The sequence below is a fragment of the Modestobacter sp. VKM Ac-2983 genome (assembly GCF_026967885.1).
GTDB lineage: Bacteria > Actinomycetota > Actinomycetes > Mycobacteriales > Geodermatophilaceae > Modestobacter.
The window spans coordinates 1,286,325-1,306,388 of the sequence record NZ_JAPVBK010000001.1; the positions used below are offsets into that span (position 1 = coordinate 1,286,325).

Consider the following 20,064-nt stretch of genomic DNA (forward strand, 5'->3'; position numbering starts at 1 on the left):
CGCCCCGGCGGTGTCCCGCCTGCTCGTGTGGCGGCACGGCCGTACCGAGTGGAACGCCGCCGGACGCTTCCAGGGCCAGCTCGACCCACCGCTGGACGCCGAGGGGCGGTCCCAGGCTGCGCGCACCGCACCTCACCTGGCCGCCCTGCTGAACGGTCAGGAGACGCTGCTCGTCTCCAGCGACCTGCAGCGTGCGGTCGACACGGCCGGGGCGCTCGCCCCGCTGCTGGGTGTGCCGCTGCGCATCGACGAACGGCTGCGCGAGCACGGGTTGGGCAGCTGGGAGGGCCTGACCCGCCACGAGGTGGCGGACCGGCACCCGGGCCAGTACGCCGACTGGATGGCCGGCCGGCCGGTGCCCGATCGTGGCGGGGAGGCGCAGGCCGACGTCGCCGCCCGGGCGCTCGCCGCTGTGGCGGACCTGCCGCCGGCGGCCACGGCCGTGCTGGTGACCCACGGCGGCACGGCCGGCCGGCTGATCGAGGCGCTGCTGGGGCTGGGCGCGGAGCACAAGCGGGTCTTCGGGCCGCTGGGCAACTGCCACTGGAGCGAGCTGTCCTTCCAGGCCTCGGGGTGGCGGCTGATGCGGCACAACCTGTCGGCCCTGGCAGCTGAGCGCATGGAGGGCGGCGTGCGACCGCCCGGTGACCGCGGACCGTTCCCCGAGCTCTCGGCCACCGACGCCCCCGACGCACCGCGGGCGGGAGCCAGCCCCGAGGAGGGTGCGCCCGTGACCGACGCCGACGCGGGCTGACCGCCCGCCCCCGCACCGCTGCGTTGCACGCGGCTAGCCTCGCGCCATGTCCGTCGCCGTGGTCACCGACTCGACGGCCTACCTGCCGGCCGACGTCGTCGAGCACTACGGCATCGAGGTCGTGCCGCTGTACGTGGTGCTCGCCGGGCGTTCGGGTCGGGAGGGCAGCGACGTCACCTCCGCCGAGGTCGCCCGATCCCTCTCCGTGCGGGGCGGGCACGTCAGCACGTCGCGCCCGACGCCGGGGGACTTCGTGGCCGTGTACCGCCGGCTGCTGGACGGCGGTGCCGACCGGCTGGTGTCGGTGCACCTGTCCGGGGAGCTGTCGGGCACCTGGGATGCCGCCCGGGTGGCGGCGGCGCAGGTCGGTGAGCACCTGGTGACCGTGCTGGACTCCCGGTCGGCCGCGATGGGCACCGGGTTCGCCGTGCTCGCCGCCGCCCGGGCCGCCGCCGGAGGTGCCTCGGCCGCCGAGGTGGCCGACGCGGCCCGGGAGACGGCGGCGGCGACCCGCACGTTCTTCGTCGTCGACACCCTGGAGCACCTGCGGCGGGGTGGGCGGATCGGCGCCGCCGCCGCGCTGCTCGGCAGTGCCCTGGCGGTGAAGCCGGTGCTGCACGTGACCGATGGCCAGGTGGTCGCCTTGGAGAAGGTGCGCACGTCCGCCCGTGCGCTCAACCGGCTGGTCCAGCGCGCGGTCGACGTGGCCGGCGACGCCCCGGTGGCCGCCGCGGTGCACCACCTCGCCGCCCCGGAGCGCGCCCAGCGGCTCGCCGACCAGCTGGCCGCCCGGCTGCCGGCGCTCACCGAGCTGTACGTGAGCGAACTGGGGGCGGCCGTCGGGGCGCACGTCGGGCCGGGGGCGGTCGGTGTGGTCGTCGACCCGACCCCGCGTCCGGGCGCGGAGGCAGGCCAACGGGGTGAGGACGGGCCACCGCCGTCGCCGGGCCCGTCGGAGCAGGTCCAGGACTGAGGTCGGGAGGTCGGGCACCCGGTCACGGTCGGGCGGATCCGGCACTCGACGGGCGCCGCCGTCCACAACGGTGCGCTTCGTCCACAACCCGGTCGCGGCCCTCGTCGGGGGCGGAGCCGGCTCCCTAGCGTCCGTGTCGTGCGCCCTCCTGCCCGTCGCAGCGACGACTCCGACGTGATCCGGGCCCGGCTGCGGGCGCTGCTGGCCGAGGGGCAGCGCGGGAGGGGCTGGGTCCCCGACACCGACGAGCCGGACGAGCTCCCCGGTGAGGACGACGCCTGGCCGGCCGACGAGGACGACCGCACGACCCAGCCCGTCGAGCCCGTCCACCTGCCCGCCGGTCTGGGCCGGCACCGCGCACCCGGGCGGGCCGCCCGCGTCGACCCCGGTCGCCCCGGCGCCTCGGCGTTGTGGACGGTCGCGGTGGTGGCGGCCGTCGTGGTCGTCGGCTGGACGTGGATCGGCCGCCCGGTCGTCGACCAGGTGCCGGCCGCTGCGTCGGATGCTCCGGTCGCGTCCATCGCTCCGTCGCCGACCACCTCGGCCGGCCGCCCGCCCGCGGTGGGCGGTCCGGAGGGTGCGAGCACGGTCGTGGTGTCGGTCGTCGGGCTGGTCGGCGCCCCGGGCCTGGTCACCCTGCCGGCCGGCGCTCGCGTGGCCGATGCGCTGGCGGCGGCCGGCGGGCTGTTGCCCGAGGCCGACCCGGCGTCGGTGAATGCCGCGGCGGTGGTCAGCGACGGTCAGCAGATCGCCGTCGGGATGCCCGGGGCGGTGCAGGGCACGGGCGGCCCGGAGGCGGGGGGAGCAGCCGGCGCCGTGCTCGACCTGAACACGGCGACCGTGGCGGAGCTGGACGCACTGCCGGGGATCGGCCCCGTGCTCGCCCAGCGGATCGTCGACCACCGCTCCACCCACGGGCCGTTCACCAGCGTCGACCGGCTGGACGACGTCAGCGGCATCGGTCCGGCGATCTTCGCCGAGCTGGCCGAGCGGGTGCGGGTCTGACGATGCCACCGCCCGGCGCGGGACGGCCGGTCCACCGCGTGCAGACGACCGACCGGTGGTCCTGGCTCGACCTGCGCCTGGTCCCTCCTGCGCTCACCGTGTGGGTGCTGACCCTGCTGGCACCCCACCTGCCCACCCGCCTGCTCCTCGCCCTCGCGGCTGCCTCGGCCCTGGGCGCCGCCGGCCTGCTGCTGGCCGGCCGGTCCCACCGGGCGGGCGCGCTCCGGCAGGTCGCGGCGCGCGGGGTGGTCATCGGCTGCCTGGCCGCGGTCACCGTCACCGGAGCCACCGCGGCGGTCCGGGCCCAGGCGCGGGCGGCCGCCCCGCTGCTGGCGTTCGCCGACCGCGGGTCGGTCGTCGAGGTGCTCCTGGAGCTGACCGACGACCCCCGGCCGGTGGCCGGCGCGGGAGCGGCCCGGGTGCTGGTCCACGGCACCGCCTCCCTGGCCGGGGACGAGACGGGCGGCGATGACCCGGTGCTGCTCTTCGGTGCCGCCGAGGAGTGGGCCGGGCTGCTGCCCGGTCAGTCGGTGCGGCTCCACGTCCTGGTGCGGCCGGCGGAGCCGCGGGACGACGTCGTGGCGGTCCTGTCGGCGCGCTCGCCACCCGCGCCGGTGGGTGGGCCCGGCGCGGTCCAGGACGTGGCCGGGTCCCTGCGCACCGGGCTGGCCGAGTCGGCTGCCCGGACCTTGCCCGACCGCGCCGCCGGGCTGCTCCCCGGCCTGGTGGTGGGGGACACCCGCGCCATGGACCCCGCGCTGGTCGAGGAGTTCCGGCGGGCAGGTCTGGCCCACCTGACCGCCGTCTCCGGGGCCAACGTGGCGATCGTGGTCGGCCTGGTGCTGTGGCCGCTCCGGGCCCGGGCCGTCGACCGGCGGTGGCAGGCGCTGGCCGCGGCGCTGGCGATCGCGGGGTTCGTCGTCCTCGCCCGCCCGGGGGCCAGCGTGCTGCGGGCAGCGGCCATGGGCGCGGTGGCGGTGCTGGCGCTGGCCTCCGGCCGGGCCCGTGCCGCGGTGCCGGCGCTGGCGGTCACCGTGCTGGTGCTGCTGCTCCTCTCACCCGGGCTGGCCAGCGACGTCGGGTTCGCCCTGTCGGTCTCTGCCACGGCGGCGATCGTGCTGCTGGCCCCGGGGTGGTCCCGGGCGCTCCGCCGGCACCGCGCGCCCCGCCCCGTGGCAGACGCCGTGGCGGTCAGCGCCGCCGCCGGCCTGGCCACCGCACCCCTGGTGGCCGGCCTCGCCGGGCTGGTCAGCCTGGTGTCCCTGCCGGCCAACCTGCTGGCCGCACCCGCCGTGCCACCGGCGACCGTGCTGGGCGTGCTGGCCGCCCTGGTGTCGCCCGCAGCGCCCTGGCTGGCCGACGTGCTCACCTGGCTGGCCGGCTGGCCGGTGCGCTGGCTGGTCGTCGTGGCCGAGCGCGCCGCGGCGGTGCCCGACGGCACCACCGGCTGGCCGGCCGGCACCCGGGGCGCGGTCCTGCTCGCGGCGCTCCTCGCCGTCGCGGTCTGGGCGCTGTGGCGGTGGCCCCGGCTGCGCTCGCTGGCGTTGGCCGCCCTGGTGGGCGTCGTGCTGATCGGCTGGCCGTTGCGCCAGGTCGGCCGGGGGTGGCCGCTGCCCGACACGGTCGTGGTGGCCTGCGACGTCGGCCAGGGCGATGCGCTGGTGTTGCCGACCGGTCCGGACGAGGCGGTGCTGGTCGACGCCGGCCCGGATCCCGCGCTCGTCGACGGCTGCCTTCGCCGGCTGGGGGTCGACCGCCTGCCACTGGTCCTCCTCTCGCACCTGGACGCCGACCACGTGGGCGGGCTGGCCGGTGCGCTGGCCGGGCGGCACGTCGGGGAGGTGGCCACCGGGGCGTTGACGCCCGACGACGAACGGGTGCCCCGGCTGGACCGGGCGGTGGCCGAGGCGGCTGCGCGGCACGTGGTCCTGCGGCCGGGGGACCGGCGCACGGTGGGCAGTGCGGGCTTCGAGGTGCTGGCCCCCGATCCGGCCGAGGCCGTCGCCGGGGCCGAGCCCAACGACCTCAGCCTCGTCGTGCGGGCCACCCAGCGCGGCGTGCGGGTCCTGCTCACCGGCGACCTCGGCGCGGGGGCGGAGGCGCGCCTGGTGGCGGCCGGCCTCGACCTGGGCGCCGACGTGTTCAAGGTGCCGCACCACGGCAGCGCCGACGCCGATCCGGGCTTCCTCGCTGCCAGCGGGGCGGCCGTCGCGCTGATCTCGGTGGGCGCCGACAACAGCTACGGCCACCCGACCCGGCGGCTGCTGGACTGGGTGGCCGACGCGGGGATGCGCACCTACCGCACCGACCGGCACGGGGACGTCGCGGTGGTGGGCCGGGCGGGGGAGTGGGGAGTGGCGGTGCGGGGACCGGACGCCGTGCTGCGCGCCGATGCCGATGCCCCGCCGCCGGAGGCAGGCCCGGCGGGGGCACGGCCAGCGGGTGTGGTGGTGAACCGGCGTCGGCGCCCCGGTCCGGTCGGTGCCCCGTGGCAGCATGGGTGCGTGGCAACCGCAGCGCCTCCGGCACCGACCTCCCGGCTCCGGGTCGTGGTGGGCGAGGAGGAGCTGCTGCGCGCCCGAGCCGTCTCCGCGGTGCGCGCCGCGGTCCGCGAGAACCACCCCGACAGCGAGGAGCACGAGCTGCCCGCGGCCGGCTTGGCCGTCGGCCAGCTGGCCGACGTGCTGGCGCCCTCCCTGTTCGGCGGGCACCGGCTGGTCGTCGTCACCGGGGCGCAGGAGTCCGCGGCGGCGCTGGCCGAATCGCTGGTGAGCTACACCAAGGAGCCCGACCCGGAGCTCACGCTGGTCGTCGTCCACTCCGGCGGAAAGCGCAACGAGGCGCTGCTGAAGGCGTTCAAGGCAGCCGGGGCGGCGGTCGACGAGTGCCCGAAGATCAGCTCGGCGGGGGAGCGGGTCGCCTTCGTGCGCAACGAGGTGCGGTTCGCCGGCGGCAAGATCACCCCGGACGCGGTGACCGCGCTGCTGGAGGCGGTGGGCAACGACCTCCGCGGGCTGTCCGCGGCCGCCAGCCAGCTCGTGTCGGACTTCGGTGGGGTCATCGACGCCGACGCCGTCGCGCGCTTCCATCGGGGCCAGGCCGAGGTCACCGGGTTCACCGTCGCCGAACGGGTGCTGGTCGGGGACATGGCCGGCTCGGTCGAGATGCTGCGCTGGGCGCTGGACCGCGGGGTGGCCCACGTGCTGATCGCCGATGCGCTGGCCGACGGGGTCCGCACCGCCGCCCGGGTCGCCTCGCTGAACACGACGAACATCGGCGAGCTGGCCCGCCAGCTCAAGCTCCCGCCGTGGAAGGTGAAGAAGGCGCAGGCTCAGGCGCGGGGCTGGAGCATCGACGCGCTGCAGCAGGCGATCGGGGTGGCCGCCGACCTCAACGCCGACGTGAAGGGCGCCGCCGCCAGCGCCGACTACGCGCTGGAACGAGCGATCCGCCGGATGGTGGACATCCGCGCGGCCGCGGCGGGCGGGCGGGCTCGCGCCCTCCGCTGACGCCCCGACGGCCTCATGGATCCGACCGGATCACCAGACCGGCCGCACCACGGACCCCGGCCGGCTCGGTGGAGAACCTCACCGGATGTGCTGCGCGGGACGGGCACAGACGCGACGAGCCCCCTCCCGTGTGGGAGGGGGCTCGTCGCGGAGCGGTGCGCAGCTCAGAGGCTGGCGACCTTCTTGGCCAGCGCCGACTTGCGGTTGGCGGCCTGGTTCTTGTGGATGACGCCCTTGCTGGCGGCCTTGTCCAGGGCCTTCGAGGCGGTCGCGAGGGCGGCCTCGGCCGCTGCCTTGTCCCCGGCGTCGGCAGCCGTACGGAAACGCCGGACCTGCGTCTTCAGGGCGGAGCGGACAGCGACGTTGCGCTGACGAGCGATCTCGTTCGTCTTGATCCGCTTGATCTGGGACTTGATGTTCGCCACGCGTGAGCCTCGGATGTGTCGCAGGGAGGTGTACTTCTGACAGTGCGTCCACGGCACAACGAAGCGCAGCGCGGACCGGCTTGCAAAGATACCAGCACGCCGCCCCACACCCCAACCGGTGCAGGTCCGGTCCGGCCCGGCAGAACCGCGCGCGACGTCGTCGCCGGGCGATCGTCCTGTCCGGGCGCAGTCCGTGGGACGATGGGCGCACTGTGACGACTCCTGCATCCACCGATCCCGCCCGGATCCGGAACTTCTGCATCATCGCCCACATCGACCACGGCAAGTCGACGCTGGCCGACCGCATGCTCGAGGTGACCGGGCTCGTCGAGGGGCGCAACATGCGCGCCCAGTACCTCGACCGGATGGACATCGAGCGCGAGCGCGGCATCACCATCAAGGCGCAGAACGTCCGCCTGCCCTGGACGCCCCGGAGCGGCGAGGACACGAGCACCGAGTTCGTCCTCGACATGATCGACACCCCTGGTCACGTCGACTTCACCTACGAGGTGTCCCGCTCGCTGGCCGCCTGCGAGGGCGCCGTCCTGCTGGTCGACGCCGCCCAGGGCATCGAGGCCCAGACGCTGGCCAACCTGTACCTGGCGTTGGAGAACGACCTCGCGATCATCCCGGTGCTCAACAAGATCGACCTGCCCGCGGCGCAGCCGGAGAAGTACGCCGCCGAGATCGCCCACATCATCGGCTGCGACCCCGACGACGTGCTCCGGGTCAGCGGCAAGACCGGCCAGGGCGTGCCGGAGCTGCTCGACCGGATCGTCCAGGAGGTCCCCGCGCCGACCGGTGCCGACGAGGGCCCCGCCCGGGCGATGATCTTCGACTCCGTCTACGACATCTACCGCGGCGTCATCACCTACGTCCGGGTCGTCGACGGCCGGATCTCCGCCCGCGACAAGATCAAGATGATGTCGACCGGAGCCACGCACGAACTGCTGGAGATCGGCGTCATCTCCCCGGAGCCCAAGCAGGTGGACAGCCTGGGCGTCGGCGAGGTCGGCTACTTCATCACCGGGGTGAAGGACGTCCGCCAGTCCCGCGTCGGTGACACCGTCACCCTCCAGCACAAGCCGGCCGCCGAGTCGATCGGCGGCTACCGCGACCCCAAGCCGATGGTCTACTCCGGCCTCTACCCGATCGACGGCAGCGACTACCCGCTGCTGCGCGAGGCGCTGGACAAGCTGCTGCTCAACGACGCGGCGCTGACCTACGAGCCGGAGACGTCGGCGGCGCTGGGCTTCGGGTTCCGGGTCGGCTTCCTCGGCCTGCTGCACCTGGAGATCGTCCGCGAGCGGCTGGAGCGCGAGGCCGGCATCAGCCTCATCTCCACCGCGCCCAACGTGGTCTACCGGGTGATCATGGAGGACGGCTCCGAGGTCACCGTGACCAACCCGAGCGACTGGCCCAGCGGCAAGATCGGCACGATCTACGAGCCGATCGTCAAGGCCACGATCATCGCGCCGAGCGACTACACCGGCGTGATCATGGAGCTCTGCCAGGGGCGCCGCGGGCAGCTCGGCGGGATGGACTACCTGTCGGAGTCGCGGGTCGAGCTCCGGTACACCCTGCCGCTCGGCGAGATCATCTTCGACTTCTTCGACGCGCTGAAGTCCCGCACCCGCGGCTACGCGAGCCTGGACTACGCCGAGGCCGGGGAGCAGGAGTCGAAGCTGGTGAAGGTCGACATCCTGCTGCAGGGCGAGGCCGTCGACGCATTCTCCGCGATCGTGCACACCGACAAGGCGTACAGCTACGGCGTGCTGATGGCCGGCAAGCTGCGCGAGCTCATCCCGCGCCAGCAGTTCGAGGTGCCGATCCAGGCCGCCGTCGGCTCCCGGGTGATCGCCCGCGAGACGGTCCGTGCGATCCGCAAGGACGTGCTGGCCAAGTGCTATGGCGGTGACATCACCCGCAAGCGGAAGCTGCTGGAGAAGCAGAAGGAGGGCAAGAAGCGGATGAAGATGGTCGGCCGCGTCGAGGTCCCGCAGGAGGCCTTCGTGGCCGCGCTCTCCACCAACGAGTCCACCGCCAGCAAGCCCAAGTGAACGGGCGGGTCACCGCGGTCTGCGTCTCGGGTGCGGACCTGCTGCCGCTGCCCGACAAGCGCCCCAACCGCTCCGGCATCCGGAAGTCGCCGGTCGAGGGCCGGGTCGCCGTCCACCCGCTCGGGCTGGAGGGCGACGTCCAGGTCAACAAGAAGCACCACGGTGGTGAGGGCCAGGCCGTCTACGCCTACGCCCAGGAGGACGCCGACTGGTGGGTGACCGAGCTGGACCGGGAGCTGCCCCCCGGCCGGTTCGGGGAGAACCTGCGGACGGTGGACCTGGACCTGGTCAACGCCGTCATCGGTGAGCAGTGGCGGGTCGGGACGGCGCTGGTCCAGGTGACGGCCTGGCGCACCCCCTGCGCCAACTTCGCCCGCTACTGGGGCGTGCCGGACCTGGTGAAGCGCTTCTCCGCCCGCGGTGCCACCGGCGCCTACCTGCGGGTGCTGGAGACCGGTGAGGTGGGTGCCGGTGACGCCGTCACGATCGTGTCCCGCCCCGACCACGGCATCACGGTGGCCGGCGCGTTCCGGATCGTGATGACCGAGAAGTCGCGGCTGCCCGAGCTGACGCCCGTGCTCCCGTTCCTCGCGGACAAGGACCGGCCGGTGCTCGCCGCCAAGATCGATCGGGTCACCGCCCGGGCCTGACTCAGACCGTGAAGACGATCTTCCCGGCGGTGCGGCCCTCGAGCATCCGGGCGAAGCCGTCCCGGGCCTGGGACAGCGGCAGCTCGACGTCGATCTGCGGCCGCACCCCGGTGATCCGGCACATCTGGATCAGGTCGTCGAGCTCGTCCCGGGTGCCCATCGTCGAGCCGATCACCGAGAGCTGGGTGAAGAAGACCCGGTTCAGCTCGGCGCCGGGGTTGAAGCCGGTGGTCGCCCCGCAGGTCACCACGACGCCGCCGGGCTTGAGCGACTTGATGCTGTGCGACCAGGTGGCCTCGCCGACGGTCTCCATCACGCCGTCCACCCGCTCGGGCAGTCGGGCGCCGGTCTCGAACGCCTGGTCCGCGCCGAGCGCGAGCGCCGCCGTCCGCTTCTCCTCGGTGCGGCCGGTGACCCACACCCGGTAGCCGGCCGCGCTGCCCAGCTTGACCAGGGCCGTGGCGACCCCGCCGCTGGCCCCCTGCACGAGGATCGTCGACCCCGGCCGCAGTCCGGAGCGGACGAACAGCATCCGGTAGGCGGTCAGCCAGGCGGTGGGCAGGCAGGCGGCCTCGGCGAAGGAGAGCTCGGCCGGCTTGGGGACGACGTTGCGCCGCGGCACGACGACCTGCTCGGCGAGCGTCCCCTGGTGCACCTCCGACAGCAGCGAGCGCTTCGGGTCCATCGTCTCGTCCCCGGTCCAGCCGGGAGAGGTGAGGACCGCGTGCACGACCACCTCGTTGCCGTCGGCGTCGATCCCCGCTGCGTCGCAGCCCAGGATCATCGGCATCCGCTCGGCGGGCAGGCCGACTCCCCGCAGGCTGAACAGGTCGTGGTGGTTCAGCGAGGCGGCCTTCACCTGGACCGTCGTCCATCCCTCGGGGGCCTCCGGCTCCGGTCGGTCACCGACCTCCAGCACGGAGAGCGGGTCCTCGGGGGCGGGGGTGGAGACGAAGGCAGCGAGCATGAGCGGACGCTAACCGAGTACCGCCGCCGCTGCGACGCGGGTCACCCCCGCCCCTGCGAGGAGCGGGCTCAGCAGGCCGTCCGTTCCTGCCGGATGTCGGCGTCGTCCTCGCTGTTGAGCGTGAGCACCGCCGTGCCGACGCCGGGGACCACGGCGAGCATGCCGCCGGTCACCCGGGCCGGGCGCACCTGCAGGGTGACGGTGCACCCTGCCTCGTCGGTCCAGGACTGCTCGGTGACCTCGCCCTGCCCTGTCCAGCGCAGGTGCACGATCGCGTGGCCGCGCACCGTGCCCTCCGCGGAGCCGCACTCGTAGCTGAGCCAGCCGGTGGCCCGGGCGGACTCCAGCCCGGTCACCCGGGCCGGGACCGAGTCGTCGGTCAGGCACTCGTAGCCGCCGATGAACACCTCGCCGCGGCCGAACGCCGGTACGCCGGCCGGGGCGTAGACGCCGAACAGGCTCTCCGCGCCACCCTCCCCGGTCCGGTTCTCGCCGTACAGCAGGGCGTTGGCGTAGCCGGTGGCGCTGTCGGGCGGCCCGCTCCCGGAGTCCGGCGCGGGTGGTGCCGCCGCGGCCGGGCCGGCACCCAGCAGGAGCAGCGCCAGCCCGGTGCTGCCGCAGATCCAGGATCGTGTCGTCGTCCGCATGACCTGTCCTCCTCGACGGGCCGGTCGATCAGTCGGCCGCCTCGTCGCGGCCGCTGGCCCGCCCGGAGGATGGCAGCGGACGGGGCCCGTCGGGGACGGCGTCCGGCGCGCTGGTGACCGGCCGCCCGGCGCGTCGCACCAGACACGCTGGGAGGCGCGTCAGCGGACGACGACGGCGTGCTCCTGCTGCGCCACGAACTCGCCGATCACCGGGGCGCCGGGCACCTCGCCGCCGAGCAGCAGCCCGCCGGAGGTCTGCGCGTCGGCCAGCAGCAGCGCCTCGTCCTCGCTGACCGCCGACAGGTCGGCGTGCGGGCGCACCCAGTCCAGGTTCCGCCGGGTGCCGCCGGAGACCCAGCCGTCGGCCAGCGCCTGCCGGGCCCCGGCGAGGTAGGGGACGGCGGCGGCGTCGACCACCGCGGTGACCCCGCTGGCCCGGGCCATCTTGTAGAGGTGGCCGAGCAGGCCGAAGCCGGTGACGTCGGTGCCCGCCCGGATGCCGGCGGCGACGGCGGCGATCGAGGCCTCGGCGTTGAGCGCGGTCATCGAGGCGACCGCCTCCGCGGACACCTCGCCGGTGTTCTTCTGCCGGCTGTTGAGCACGCCCACGCCCAGCGGCTTGGTCAGCGACAGCGCCGTCCCGGCGACGGCGGCGTCGTTGCGGATCAGCCGGTCGAGGTCGACCAGGCCGGTGACCGCCATCCCGTACTTGGGCTCGGGGTCGTCGATGGAGTGCCCGCCCCCGACGTGGCAACCGGCCTCGTGCGAGACCTCCAGCCCGCCGCGCAGCACCTCCGCGGCCAGCTCGACCGGCAGCACGTCCCGCGGCCAGCCCAGCAGGTTCACCGCCATGACCGGGGTGCCGCCCATCGCGTAGACGTCGGAGAGCGCGTTGGCAGCGGCGATCCGGCCGAAGGTGTACGCGTCGTCGACCACGGGGGTGAAGAAGTCGGTGGTGAGGACCAGCCCCTGGCCGCCGGCGATCCGGACCACGGCGGCGTCGTCACCGTCGTCCAGGCCGACGACCAGTTCGGCCGCCGGGTTCCGGGGGCCGGTGTGGGTGAGGCCGGCGACCACCGCCTCGAGCTCGCCGGGCGGGATCTTGCAGGCGCAGCCGCCGCCGTGCGCGTACTGGGTCAGCCGGACGGTCGAGGTGGTGGTGGTCACGTCGAACCAATCTAGATGGCCCGCCGGACGGCCGGCCGGACACGATGCAGGGCCGGTGCCGACACCGGGGGAGTGCCTCGTCCGGGGGTCCCCGGGGGTCGTGGGCTGTGGCAGTCTCCCGGAGGACCAGGGCGGCGAGCCCGGGGAGACCCCCGATCCGCCGAGGCAGGCGCCGGACCCTGGTCGCAACGGGAGGAGCACACCGGACGTGGCCGCCACACTGCACGACGTGGCCCGCCTTGCGGGGGTCTCCTTCAAGACGGTGTCGAACGTGGTGAACGACTACCCGCACGTCCGCCCCAGCACCCGGCAGCGCGTGCAGGAGGCCATCGCGGAGCTGGGGTACCAGCCGAACCTCTCCGCACGCAGTCTCCGGTCCGGCCGCAGCGACGCGATCAGCCTCGCCGTCCCGGAGCTGCGGCTGCCGTACTTCGCCGAGCTGGCCGACGAGGTGATCCGCGCGGCCGAGCGCCGGGGCCTGGTCGTGCTCATCGAGCAGACCAACCGGGACCGCAAGCGGGAGCTCGACCTGCTGGGCAGCGCCCGGCTGCGGATGGTCGACGGCCTCCTGTTCAGCCCGCTGGGGCTCACCGCCGAGGACGCCTCGGTGGTCGAGATCGACACCCCGTTGGTGTTGCTGGGTGAACGCCTCTTCCACCCCGCGGTCGACCACGTGACCATGCAGAACGTGGCCGCGGCCCGCGCTGCCACGGAGCACCTCCTCGCCCGCGGTCGACGGCGCATCGCGGTCGTCGGCTCGCACCCCGGTGAGGTGATCGGGTCGGCCGGGCTGCGCCTGCAGGGATACCGTGCGGCGCTCGACGCGGCGGGCATCCCGTTCGACGAGCGCCTGCTGGGCCCGGCCGAGCTGTGGCACCGCCGGGAGGGTGCCGAGGCGGCGCAGGCGCTGATGGCCTCCGGGGTGGACTTCGATGCGGTGTTCGCGTTCAACGACACCCTCGCCCTGGGTGCCATGCACGCGCTGATCGCAGCCGGCCGGCGGGTCCCCGACGACGTCGCGGTGATCGGCTTCGACAACACCGACGACGGCATGTTCTCCCAGCCGACGCTCACCACCGTCGACCCGGGGCGCCGGGAGATCGCCGAGCGGGCGGTCGAGACGGTCGTGCAGCGGATCGCCGACCGGGGGATCGCCCCGCAGCACGTGGAAGTGGGCTACTCGATCGTCCAGCGCGAGTCCACCTGAGGCCTCGGCCACGGGTCCGTCCCCGTCGCCGAGCCTGCCGCGGAGCGGTTCGCCGACGACTCGCCGAGCACGGCGCCGCGTTCTGCCGAGCCCTCTTGACACCGGTCGTGGGATGGACCACATTGCTCTTCACAACGTTGTAGAAGGTGCTCCACGGCACAGTCGCCAACGTGTGCGGCGCTCCGGCGCCTCCTCCCGGTCACCACCCAGCGACCGGGTGGACCTGCGCGCGGCGCTGGGCGACACCCTCGCCCACTGCAGCTCGTCGCACCTCGCTCCACCGGGGGCCGGACGTGCAGCCGGCTCCAGCCACCGACGACGGCGTCCGTGGCCGTCACTCCGAGAGGGACCTCCCGTGAACAAGAAGATCATGACCGCACTGTTCGGTGCGGGGACCGTGATGACCAGCCTCACCGCCTGTGGCGGAGGTGGTGACGGCGAGGCCGCCGCCAGCGGCGGCGGCGGGTCGTGCAGCGTGCCGATCGCCAACGAGGAGGCGCCGGTCGTCTCCGTGTGGGCGTGGTACCCCAACATGAAGACGGTGGTGGAGAACTTCAACGACACCCACACCGACGTGCAGGTCTGCCTCACCAACGCCGGCCAGGGGGCCGACGAGTACGCCAAGTTCCAGACCGCCGTCTCGGCCGGCCGCGGCGCCCCGGACGTGATCATGCTGGAGACCGACACCATCCCGGTCTTCGCCCTGCAGGAGGCGCTGGTCGACCTGAGCGAGTACGGCGCCAGCGAGGTCGAGGGCAACTTCGGAGAGGGTGCCTGGCGCGACGTCTCCAGCGGCGACGCGGTGTACGGCATCCCGATCGACGGTGGCCCGATGGCGATGATGTACCGCCAGGACATCTTCGACCAGTACGGCATCACCCCGCCCACCACCTGGGACGAGTACCGGGCCGCGGCGGAGAAGCTGAAGGCCGCCGGTGGGCCGCTGATGGGCGACCTCCCGGCGAACGTCCCGGCCCCCACCGTGGCGCTGATGCAGCAGAACGGCGCGGAGCCGTGGACGTACGACTCGGCGAACCCGACCGAGCTGGAGATCGATCTCAACAGCCCGGAGAGCAAGGAGGTGCTGGACTACTGGGCCGGCCTGGTCGAGGACGGGCTCATCGGCACCCAGGACCAGTTCACCACCGAGTACATCTCCGGTGCGATCAACGGCGACTACGCCACCTACATCTCCGCCGCCTGGGCGCCCGGCTACCTGACCGGCGCCGGTGCGGGTGAGGGCGCGGACGCGGGCACCTGGCGCGTCGCCCCGCTGCCGCAGTGGGACCCGGCCGACCCCGTCTCGGTCAACTGGGGTGGTTCGGTCCTCGCGGTGACCAGCCAGGCGGAGAACCCGGAGCTGGCCGCGCAGGTCGCGAAGGAGCTGTACGCCGACGAGCCGTCGCTGACCGACGGGTGGACGTCGCAGACGATCTTCCCGCTGAACCAGTCGGTGCTGAACTCGCAGGAGTTCATCGACCACGAGTCGGAGTTCTTCGACGGCCAGACCGCCAACAAGGACGTCTACATCCCGGCGGCCAACGCCTACGAGGGGTCGACCTACAGCCCCTTCGGCACCACGTTCTACGCCCAGTTCACCGAGGAGATCGCCGCGATCAACGCCGGTGAGAAGACCGGTTCGGAGGCGCTGGACGACCTGCAGGCGGAGATGGAGGCCTACGCCGAGCAGCAGGGCTTCACGCTCAACTGAGCCTGCCGGCCGAGCCGGACGACTCCGTCCGGTCGCGGGGAGGGAGCACCGCCCTCCCCGCGACCGGGCACCCCCACCTCCCCAGAACGAGAGCGAGACGGTGATGGCAACGCTGGACACGGCACCGCGGCCGGTGTCCCCCGCGGCAGGGGCCACGGCGGCCACCGGACGGCGGGGCACCCGCCGACGCAAGCGGCGCGGCAACGGGCTGGTCGGCTGGCTGTTCCTGGCCCCGTTCGCGGTGGTCTTCCTGCTGTTCCTGGTCGGCCCGCTGATGTACGCCTTCTACCTCAGCCTCTTCACCAACGGGCTGGCCACCGGTGAGGAGTTCGCCGGCCTGGCCAACTACAGCCGGGCCTTCACCGACCCGGCGTTCCTGTCCGGTGTCTGGTTCGTGGTGCGCTTCGCCGTCGTGGTGATCCCGGCCCAGATGCTCGTCGCCCTGCTCGCCGCGCTGGTGCTCGACTCGCTCACCACCCGCTTCGCCAAGTTCTCCCGGCTCATGATCTTCGTCCCCTACGCGATCCCCGCCGTCATCGGCGCGGTGCTGTGGGGCTTCCTCTACAGCCCGAACTTCGGGCCGCTGGAGCAGCTGTTCGGGGAGAGCGCACCGTTCCTGCTCAGCCCGGACAACCTGTTCTACGGGCTGACGAACGTGGTGACCTGGCAGTGGGCCGGCTACTACATGATCATCATCTACGCGGCGCTGCAGGGGATCGACCCGGCCATCTACGAGGCGGCCCGGATGGACGGCGCGAAGGCCTGGCAGATCGCCACCCGGATCAAGATCCCGATGATCAGCTCGGCGCTCGTCCTCATCCTGGTGTTCGCCGTCATCGGCACCCTGCAGTTCTTCACCGAGCCGCAGGTGCTGCTGCCGATCTCCAACGGGTCGATCACCACCGACATCACCCCGAACGTCTACGCCTTCAACCTGGCGTTCCGGTTCGCCCAGTTCAACTACGCCTCGGCCATCTCCTTCGCCCTGGGCATCGTGGTGTTCATCGGCGTCTACCTCTTCCTCTTCCTGACCCGCAAGCGTGGGGGGTTCCTCAAGTGAGCGTCCTGTCCAGCCCCGTCCGCGCCGACGACGCGGTCCACGCCCTCCGGGAGGGCCGCCGTGCCCGACGCCCGCGACGGCGTCGTACCGGCTCGCACCTGTTCCTTGCCTTCCTCGTCCTCTACTTCGTGCTGCCGCTGTGGTTCCTCATCGTGGCCAGCACCAAGAGCCCCGGCGGGCTGTTCAACTCGCCGAACGGTGCGCTGTGGTTCGGGGAGGAGTTCGCCCTCTTCGACAACCTCTCGACGCTGTTCACCTACAACGACGGCATCTACCTCAGGTGGCTCGGCAACTCGCTGCTCTACGCCTTCGGTGGCGGCATCGGGGCCACCGTCCTGGCCGTGCTCGCCGGGTACGCCTTCGCCAAGTTCGACTTCCCGGGCCGCCGGATCTCCTTCGCGCTGCTGCTCGGCGCGGTCATGGTCCCGATGACCGCCCTGGTCATCCCCACCTTCGTGATGCTGTCGGAGGTCGAGCTCACCAACACCGCGTGGGCGGTGATCCTGCCGTCGATGCTCAGCCCGTTCGGCGTGTACCTGATGCGGGTCTACACCGCCGACGGCGTGCCCGACGAGCTGCTGGACGCGGCCCGGATGGACGGCGCGGGGGAGTTCCGCACGTTCTTCCAGGTCGCCCTGCCCCTGATGCGCCCGGCGATCGTCACGGTCCTGCTGCTGTCGGTCGTGGGCACCTGGAACAACTACTTCCTGCCCCTCGCCGTCCTGTCGGACTCCGAGCTCTTCCCGATCACCGTGGGGATCAACCTCTGGCAGGGGCTCGCCGGGGCCAACAACGGCGGCGGCGTCTCCCTGTACACGCTCATCGTCGTCGGCTCGCTGGTGTCGATCATCCCGCTGATCGCCGCCTTCCTCGGCCTCCAGCGGTACTGGCAGGGCGGCCTGTCCATCGGCAGCCTCAAGTAGCTCCCCGGCGGCCCGCCACCGGCGTCGGGCCCCGGCCGGTGCGGCGCACGTCCTCGTGCTGCCCGCCCACCTCCCTCTGACGGACCTGTTGCAGGCCCGTCACCCCATCGCGCGGCCCGGCCGCCCCCACGTCGAGGAACCCTCATGTCGACTGCACACCTGACGCTCGACCCCCGCTTCACCATCGGCGCCGTCCACCGGCGGGTCTTCGGCTCCTTCGTCGAGCACCTGGGCCGCTGCGTCTACGACGGCCTCTACGAGCCCGGTCACCCGACGGCCGACGAGGACGGCTTCCGCGCCGACGTGCTCGAGCTGGTCCGCGAGCTCGGGGTCTCCACGATCCGCTACCCCGGCGGCAACTTCGTCTCCGGCTACCGGTGGGAGGACGGCGTGGGGCCGCGGGAGTCCCGGCCCAAGCGCCTGGACCTGGCCTGGCACTCGCTGGAGACCAACCAGGTCGGCCTGCACGAGTTCGCCCGCTGGAACGACAAGGCAGGCAGCGAGCTCATGCTGGCCGTCAACCTCGGCACCCGCGGCGTCCTGGAGGCCCTCGACCTCCTGGAGTACAGCAACGTCCGGTCCGGTTCGGCGCTGTCGGACCAGCGGATAGCCGACGGCACCACGGAGCCCTTCGGCGTCACGATGTGGTGCCTGGGCAACGAGATGGACGGCCCGTGGCAGCTGGGGCACCGCAGCGCGGAGGACTACGGGAAGATCGCCGCCCAGGCCGCCAAGGCCATGCGCCAGCTGGACCCGTCGGTCGAGCTCGTGGTGTGCGGCAGCTCCAACTCCGCCATGCCGACGTTCGGCGCGTGGGAGCGCACCGTGCTGCAGCACACCTACGAGGACGTCGACTACATCTCCTGCCACGCCTACTACGCCGAGCGGAACGGCGACCTGGCCGGCTTCCTCGCCTCCGCCGTCGACATGGACCACTTCATCGAGTCCGTCGTCGCCACCGCGGACCACGTCAAGGCCGAGCTGCGCAGCGCCAAGACGATCAACATCGCCTTCGACGAGTGGAACGTCTGGTACCAGGAGCGCTTCCACGCCGAGGACCAGATCACCGACATCGAGCAGTGGCCCTACGCGCCCCGCCTGCTCGAGGACGCGTACCACGTCGCCGACGCCGTCGTCGTCGGCAGCCTGCTCATCTCGCTGCTCAAGCACGCCGACCGGGTCACCTCCGCGAGCCTGGCGCAGCTGGTCAACGTCATCGCGCCGATCATGACCGAGCCCGGCGGCCCGGCCTGGCGGCAGACGACGTTCTTCCCCTTCGCGCTGACGTCCCGGCTGGCCCGGGGCACCGCGTTGCGGGTCGAGCTGTCGAGCGAGACCTACCGGACGACCGAGCACGGCGACGTCCCGCTGGTCGACGCGGTCGCCACCCACGACCCGGAGACCGGCGCCACGGCGGTCTTCCTGGTCAACCGGGCGATCGAGGGGCCGACGACGGTGACCGTCGACGCCCGCAGCCTGGGCGACGTGCGGGTCCTGGAGACGCACACCCTCGCCGACGACGACCCCTACGCGGTCAACACCCTGGCCGAGCCGACCCGGGTGGCCCCGGGGGCCAACAAGAGCGCCCACCTGCAGGACGGCGTCCTGACGGTGGAGCTGCCCCCGGTGTCCTGGACGGCGATCTCCCTTGGCTGACCCCCAGCCCGCCTGCACGGCGGCCCGGCCCGCCGCGCAGCCGATGACCCCGCGTCCGTCCGTCCTGTCCGGATCCCCGGCATCCCCGACCACCAGGAGTGCGCCCGATGGCGACCGTCACCTATGACCGAGCGACCCGGCTCTACCCCGGCAGCGACAAGCCGGCGGTCGACCAGCTCGAGCTGCAGATCGAGGACGGCGAGTTCCTGGTGCTCGTCGGCCCCTCCGGGTGTGGCAAGTCCACCTCATTGCGGATGCTGGCCGGCCTGGAGGAGGTGGACGGCGGCGCGATCCGGATCGGGGAGACCGACGTCACCGACGTGGCCCCCAAGGACCGGGACATCGCGATGGTGTTCCAGAACTACGCGCTCTACCCGCACATGAGCGTCGCGGACAACATGGGCTTCGCGCTGAAGATCGCCGGGATGGGCAAGGAGGAACGGCGCACCCGGGTGGAGGAGGCGGCCCGGCTGCTGGACCTGGAGCCCTACCTGGACCGCAAGCCGAAGGCGCTCTCCGGTGGCCAGCGGCAGCGGGTGGCGATGGGCCGGGCGATCGTGCGCAAGCCGCAGGTGTTCCTGATGGACGAGCCGCTGTCCAACCTGGACGCGAAGCTGCGGGTGCAGACCCGCACCCAGATCGCCTCGCTGCAGCGCCGGCTGGGCATCACCACCGTCTACGTCACCCACGACCAGGTCGAGGCGATGACCATGGGGGACCGGGTCGCGGTGCTCAAGGACGGCCTGCTCATGCAGGTCGGCGCCCCCCGTGAGCTCTACGACCGCCCGGCGAACGCCTTCGTGGCCGGGTTCATCGGCTCCCCGGCGATGAACCTCTTCGAGGTGCCGGTGACCGACGGGGGCGTCCGCTTCGGGGACCGCGTCCACCCGGTGGCGCGGCAGTCCCTCGCCGCCAGCCCGGGCGACACGATGACCCTCGGCGTCCGTCCCGAGGACTTCGAGGTCGCCGACTCCGGCGCGGTGGTCGAGGTCGACGTGGTGGAGGAGCTCGGCGCCGACGCCTACCTCTACGGACGACTTCTCCACGGGGCCACCGAGCCCCTCGTCACGGTCCGCGTCGACGGCCGGCAGCCACCCCGCCGGGGGGAGCGGATCCACGTCGTGCCCCGGGCCGGCCACGTCCACCTCTTCGGCAGCGACGGGGCCAGGCTCCCCGGCTGACCCCGGGCGGGTGGGAGCTGCCGGTCCGGCCGCCGGGACGTAGGGTCGGCGGCGGAGACGTCAGGGTGTCTGGTGGCCCCCGCGGCCTCTAAAGCCGACGTGGCCGAGCAACTCGGTCAGGCGGGTTCGATTCCCGTCCGTCTCCGCCAGCCGCTCCGCGGAGCCGGCC

16 protein-coding genes and 1 tRNA gene are annotated in these 20,064 nt (G+C 73.3%); 13 read left to right on the plus strand and 4 right to left on the minus strand.

Going from position 1 to position 20,064, the window contains the following annotated elements:
• Nucleotides 1-10 precede the first annotated feature (10 nt).
• The 4 genes from O2W18_RS06210 (at nt 11) to holA (ending at nt 6,241) form a co-directional block, all read left to right on the plus strand.
• Nucleotides 11-754 (plus strand): histidine phosphatase family protein, encoded by a 744-nt coding sequence (locus O2W18_RS06210; protein WP_269186664.1) that lies wholly within the window; start codon nt 11-13, stop codon nt 752-754.
• Nucleotides 755-800: 46 nt separating this feature from the next.
• Nucleotides 801-1,727, plus strand: coding sequence for a DegV family protein (locus tag O2W18_RS06215; RefSeq protein WP_269186665.1), 927 nt, complete (start codon nt 801-803; stop codon nt 1,725-1,727).
• A gap of 138 nt (nt 1,728-1,865) precedes the next feature.
• Nucleotides 1,866-2,732 carry a ComEA family DNA-binding protein gene (locus O2W18_RS06220; RefSeq protein WP_269186666.1) on the plus strand — a complete coding sequence of 289 codons (867 nt, stop codon included), beginning with the start codon at nt 1,866-1,868 and terminating at the stop codon, nt 2,730-2,732.
• A gap of 38 nt (nt 2,733-2,770) precedes the next feature.
• Entirely contained in the window at nt 2,771-6,241 is a 3,471-nt protein-coding gene (gene holA / locus O2W18_RS06225) for a DNA polymerase III subunit delta (protein ID WP_269186667.1), read from the plus strand.
• 164 nt (nt 6,242-6,405) lie between these two features.
• Here the strand turns inward: holA and rpsT are convergent, their stop codons facing one another.
• A complete protein-coding gene (rpsT, locus tag O2W18_RS06230; RefSeq protein WP_036336679.1) occupies nt 6,406-6,666 on the minus strand; it encodes a 30S ribosomal protein S20 in 261 nt (86 codons plus the stop codon).
• Between the two features lie 212 nt (nt 6,667-6,878).
• On the opposite strand from rpsT, the gene lepA reads away from it, so the two are divergent.
• Both lepA and O2W18_RS06240 read left to right on the plus strand, forming a co-directional pair.
• Nucleotides 6,879-8,726, plus strand: coding sequence for a translation elongation factor 4 (gene lepA, locus O2W18_RS06235; RefSeq protein ID WP_269171407.1), 1,848 nt, complete (start codon nt 6,879-6,881; stop codon nt 8,724-8,726).
• Entirely contained in the window at nt 8,723-9,376 is a 654-nt protein-coding gene (locus O2W18_RS06240) for an MOSC domain-containing protein (RefSeq protein ID WP_269186668.1), read from the plus strand. The genes lepA and O2W18_RS06240 overlap by 4 nt, the downstream gene beginning before the upstream one ends.
• Nucleotide 9,377: 1 nt before the next feature.
• Here the strand turns inward: O2W18_RS06240 and O2W18_RS06245 are convergent, their stop codons facing one another.
• The 3 genes from O2W18_RS06245 to selD form a co-directional block, all read right to left on the minus strand.
• On the minus strand, nt 9,378-10,343 hold the full coding sequence (locus O2W18_RS06245; protein WP_269171409.1) for a zinc-binding dehydrogenase: 966 nt from the start codon (nt 10,341-10,343) through the stop codon (nt 9,378-9,380).
• Nucleotides 10,344-10,411: 68 nt separating this feature from the next.
• A complete protein-coding gene (locus tag O2W18_RS06250) occupies nt 10,412-10,990 on the minus strand; it encodes a hypothetical protein (RefSeq protein WP_269186669.1) in 579 nt (192 codons plus the stop codon).
• 159 nt (nt 10,991-11,149) lie between these two features.
• The gene (gene selD / locus O2W18_RS06255; RefSeq protein WP_269186670.1) at nt 11,150-12,157 is read right to left on the minus strand and encodes a selenide, water dikinase SelD; all 1,008 of its coding nucleotides are present in this window, start codon (nt 12,155-12,157) and stop codon (nt 11,150-11,152) included.
• 229 nt (nt 12,158-12,386) lie between these two features.
• Here selD and O2W18_RS06260 point away from each other — a divergent pair, with 229 nt between their 5' ends.
• From O2W18_RS06260 to O2W18_RS06290, 7 genes are all read left to right on the plus strand, one after another.
• A complete protein-coding gene (locus O2W18_RS06260; RefSeq protein WP_269186671.1) occupies nt 12,387-13,364 on the plus strand; it encodes a LacI family DNA-binding transcriptional regulator in 978 nt (325 codons plus the stop codon).
• Between the two features lie 355 nt (nt 13,365-13,719).
• Complete coding sequence (locus O2W18_RS06265; RefSeq protein ID WP_269186672.1) at nt 13,720-15,075, plus strand: extracellular solute-binding protein; 1,356 nt, start codon at nt 13,720-13,722, stop codon at nt 15,073-15,075.
• Between the two features lie 103 nt (nt 15,076-15,178).
• A complete protein-coding gene (locus O2W18_RS06270) occupies nt 15,179-16,135 on the plus strand; it encodes a carbohydrate ABC transporter permease (RefSeq protein ID WP_269186673.1) in 957 nt (318 codons plus the stop codon).
• On the plus strand, nt 16,132-17,058 hold the full coding sequence (locus tag O2W18_RS06275) for a carbohydrate ABC transporter permease (RefSeq protein ID WP_269157220.1): 927 nt from the start codon (nt 16,132-16,134) through the stop codon (nt 17,056-17,058). Before O2W18_RS06270 ends, O2W18_RS06275 begins: the two co-directional genes overlap by 4 nt.
• Before the next feature lie 144 nt (nt 17,059-17,202).
• Nucleotides 17,203-18,714 carry an arabinosylfuranosidase ArfA gene (gene arfA, locus O2W18_RS06280; RefSeq protein WP_269186674.1) on the plus strand — a complete coding sequence of 504 codons (1,512 nt, stop codon included), beginning with the start codon at nt 17,203-17,205 and terminating at the stop codon, nt 18,712-18,714.
• Between the two features lie 107 nt (nt 18,715-18,821).
• Nucleotides 18,822-19,895 (plus strand): ABC transporter ATP-binding protein, encoded by a 1,074-nt coding sequence (locus O2W18_RS06285; RefSeq protein WP_269186675.1) that lies wholly within the window; start codon nt 18,822-18,824, stop codon nt 19,893-19,895.
• Nucleotides 19,896-19,948: 53 nt separating this feature from the next.
• Nucleotides 19,949-20,044: transfer RNA gene (locus tag O2W18_RS06290), tRNA-OTHER, on the plus strand.
• Nucleotides 20,045-20,064: the final 20 nt, after the last annotated feature.

Bases quoted from the DNA above. Each gene is read 5' to 3' on its own strand.
- arfA (WP_269186674.1), top strand. From the start codon at position 17,203: ATGTCGACTGCACACCTGACGCTCGACCCCCGCTTCACCATCGGCGCC.
- O2W18_RS06285 (WP_269186675.1), top strand. From the start codon at position 18,822: ATGGCGACCGTCACCTATGACCGAGCGACCCGGCTCTACCCCGGCAGC.
- O2W18_RS06270 (WP_269186673.1), top strand. From the start codon at position 15,179: ATGGCAACGCTGGACACGGCACCGCGGCCGGTGTCCCCCGCGGCAGGG.
- O2W18_RS06215 (WP_269186665.1), top strand. From the start codon at position 801: ATGTCCGTCGCCGTGGTCACCGACTCGACGGCCTACCTGCCGGCCGAC.
- O2W18_RS06250 (WP_269186669.1), bottom strand. From the start codon at position 10,990: ATGCGGACGACGACACGATCCTGGATCTGCGGCAGCACCGGGCTGGCG.
- O2W18_RS06245 (WP_269171409.1), bottom strand. From the start codon at position 10,343: ATGCTCGCTGCCTTCGTCTCCACCCCCGCCCCCGAGGACCCGCTCTCC.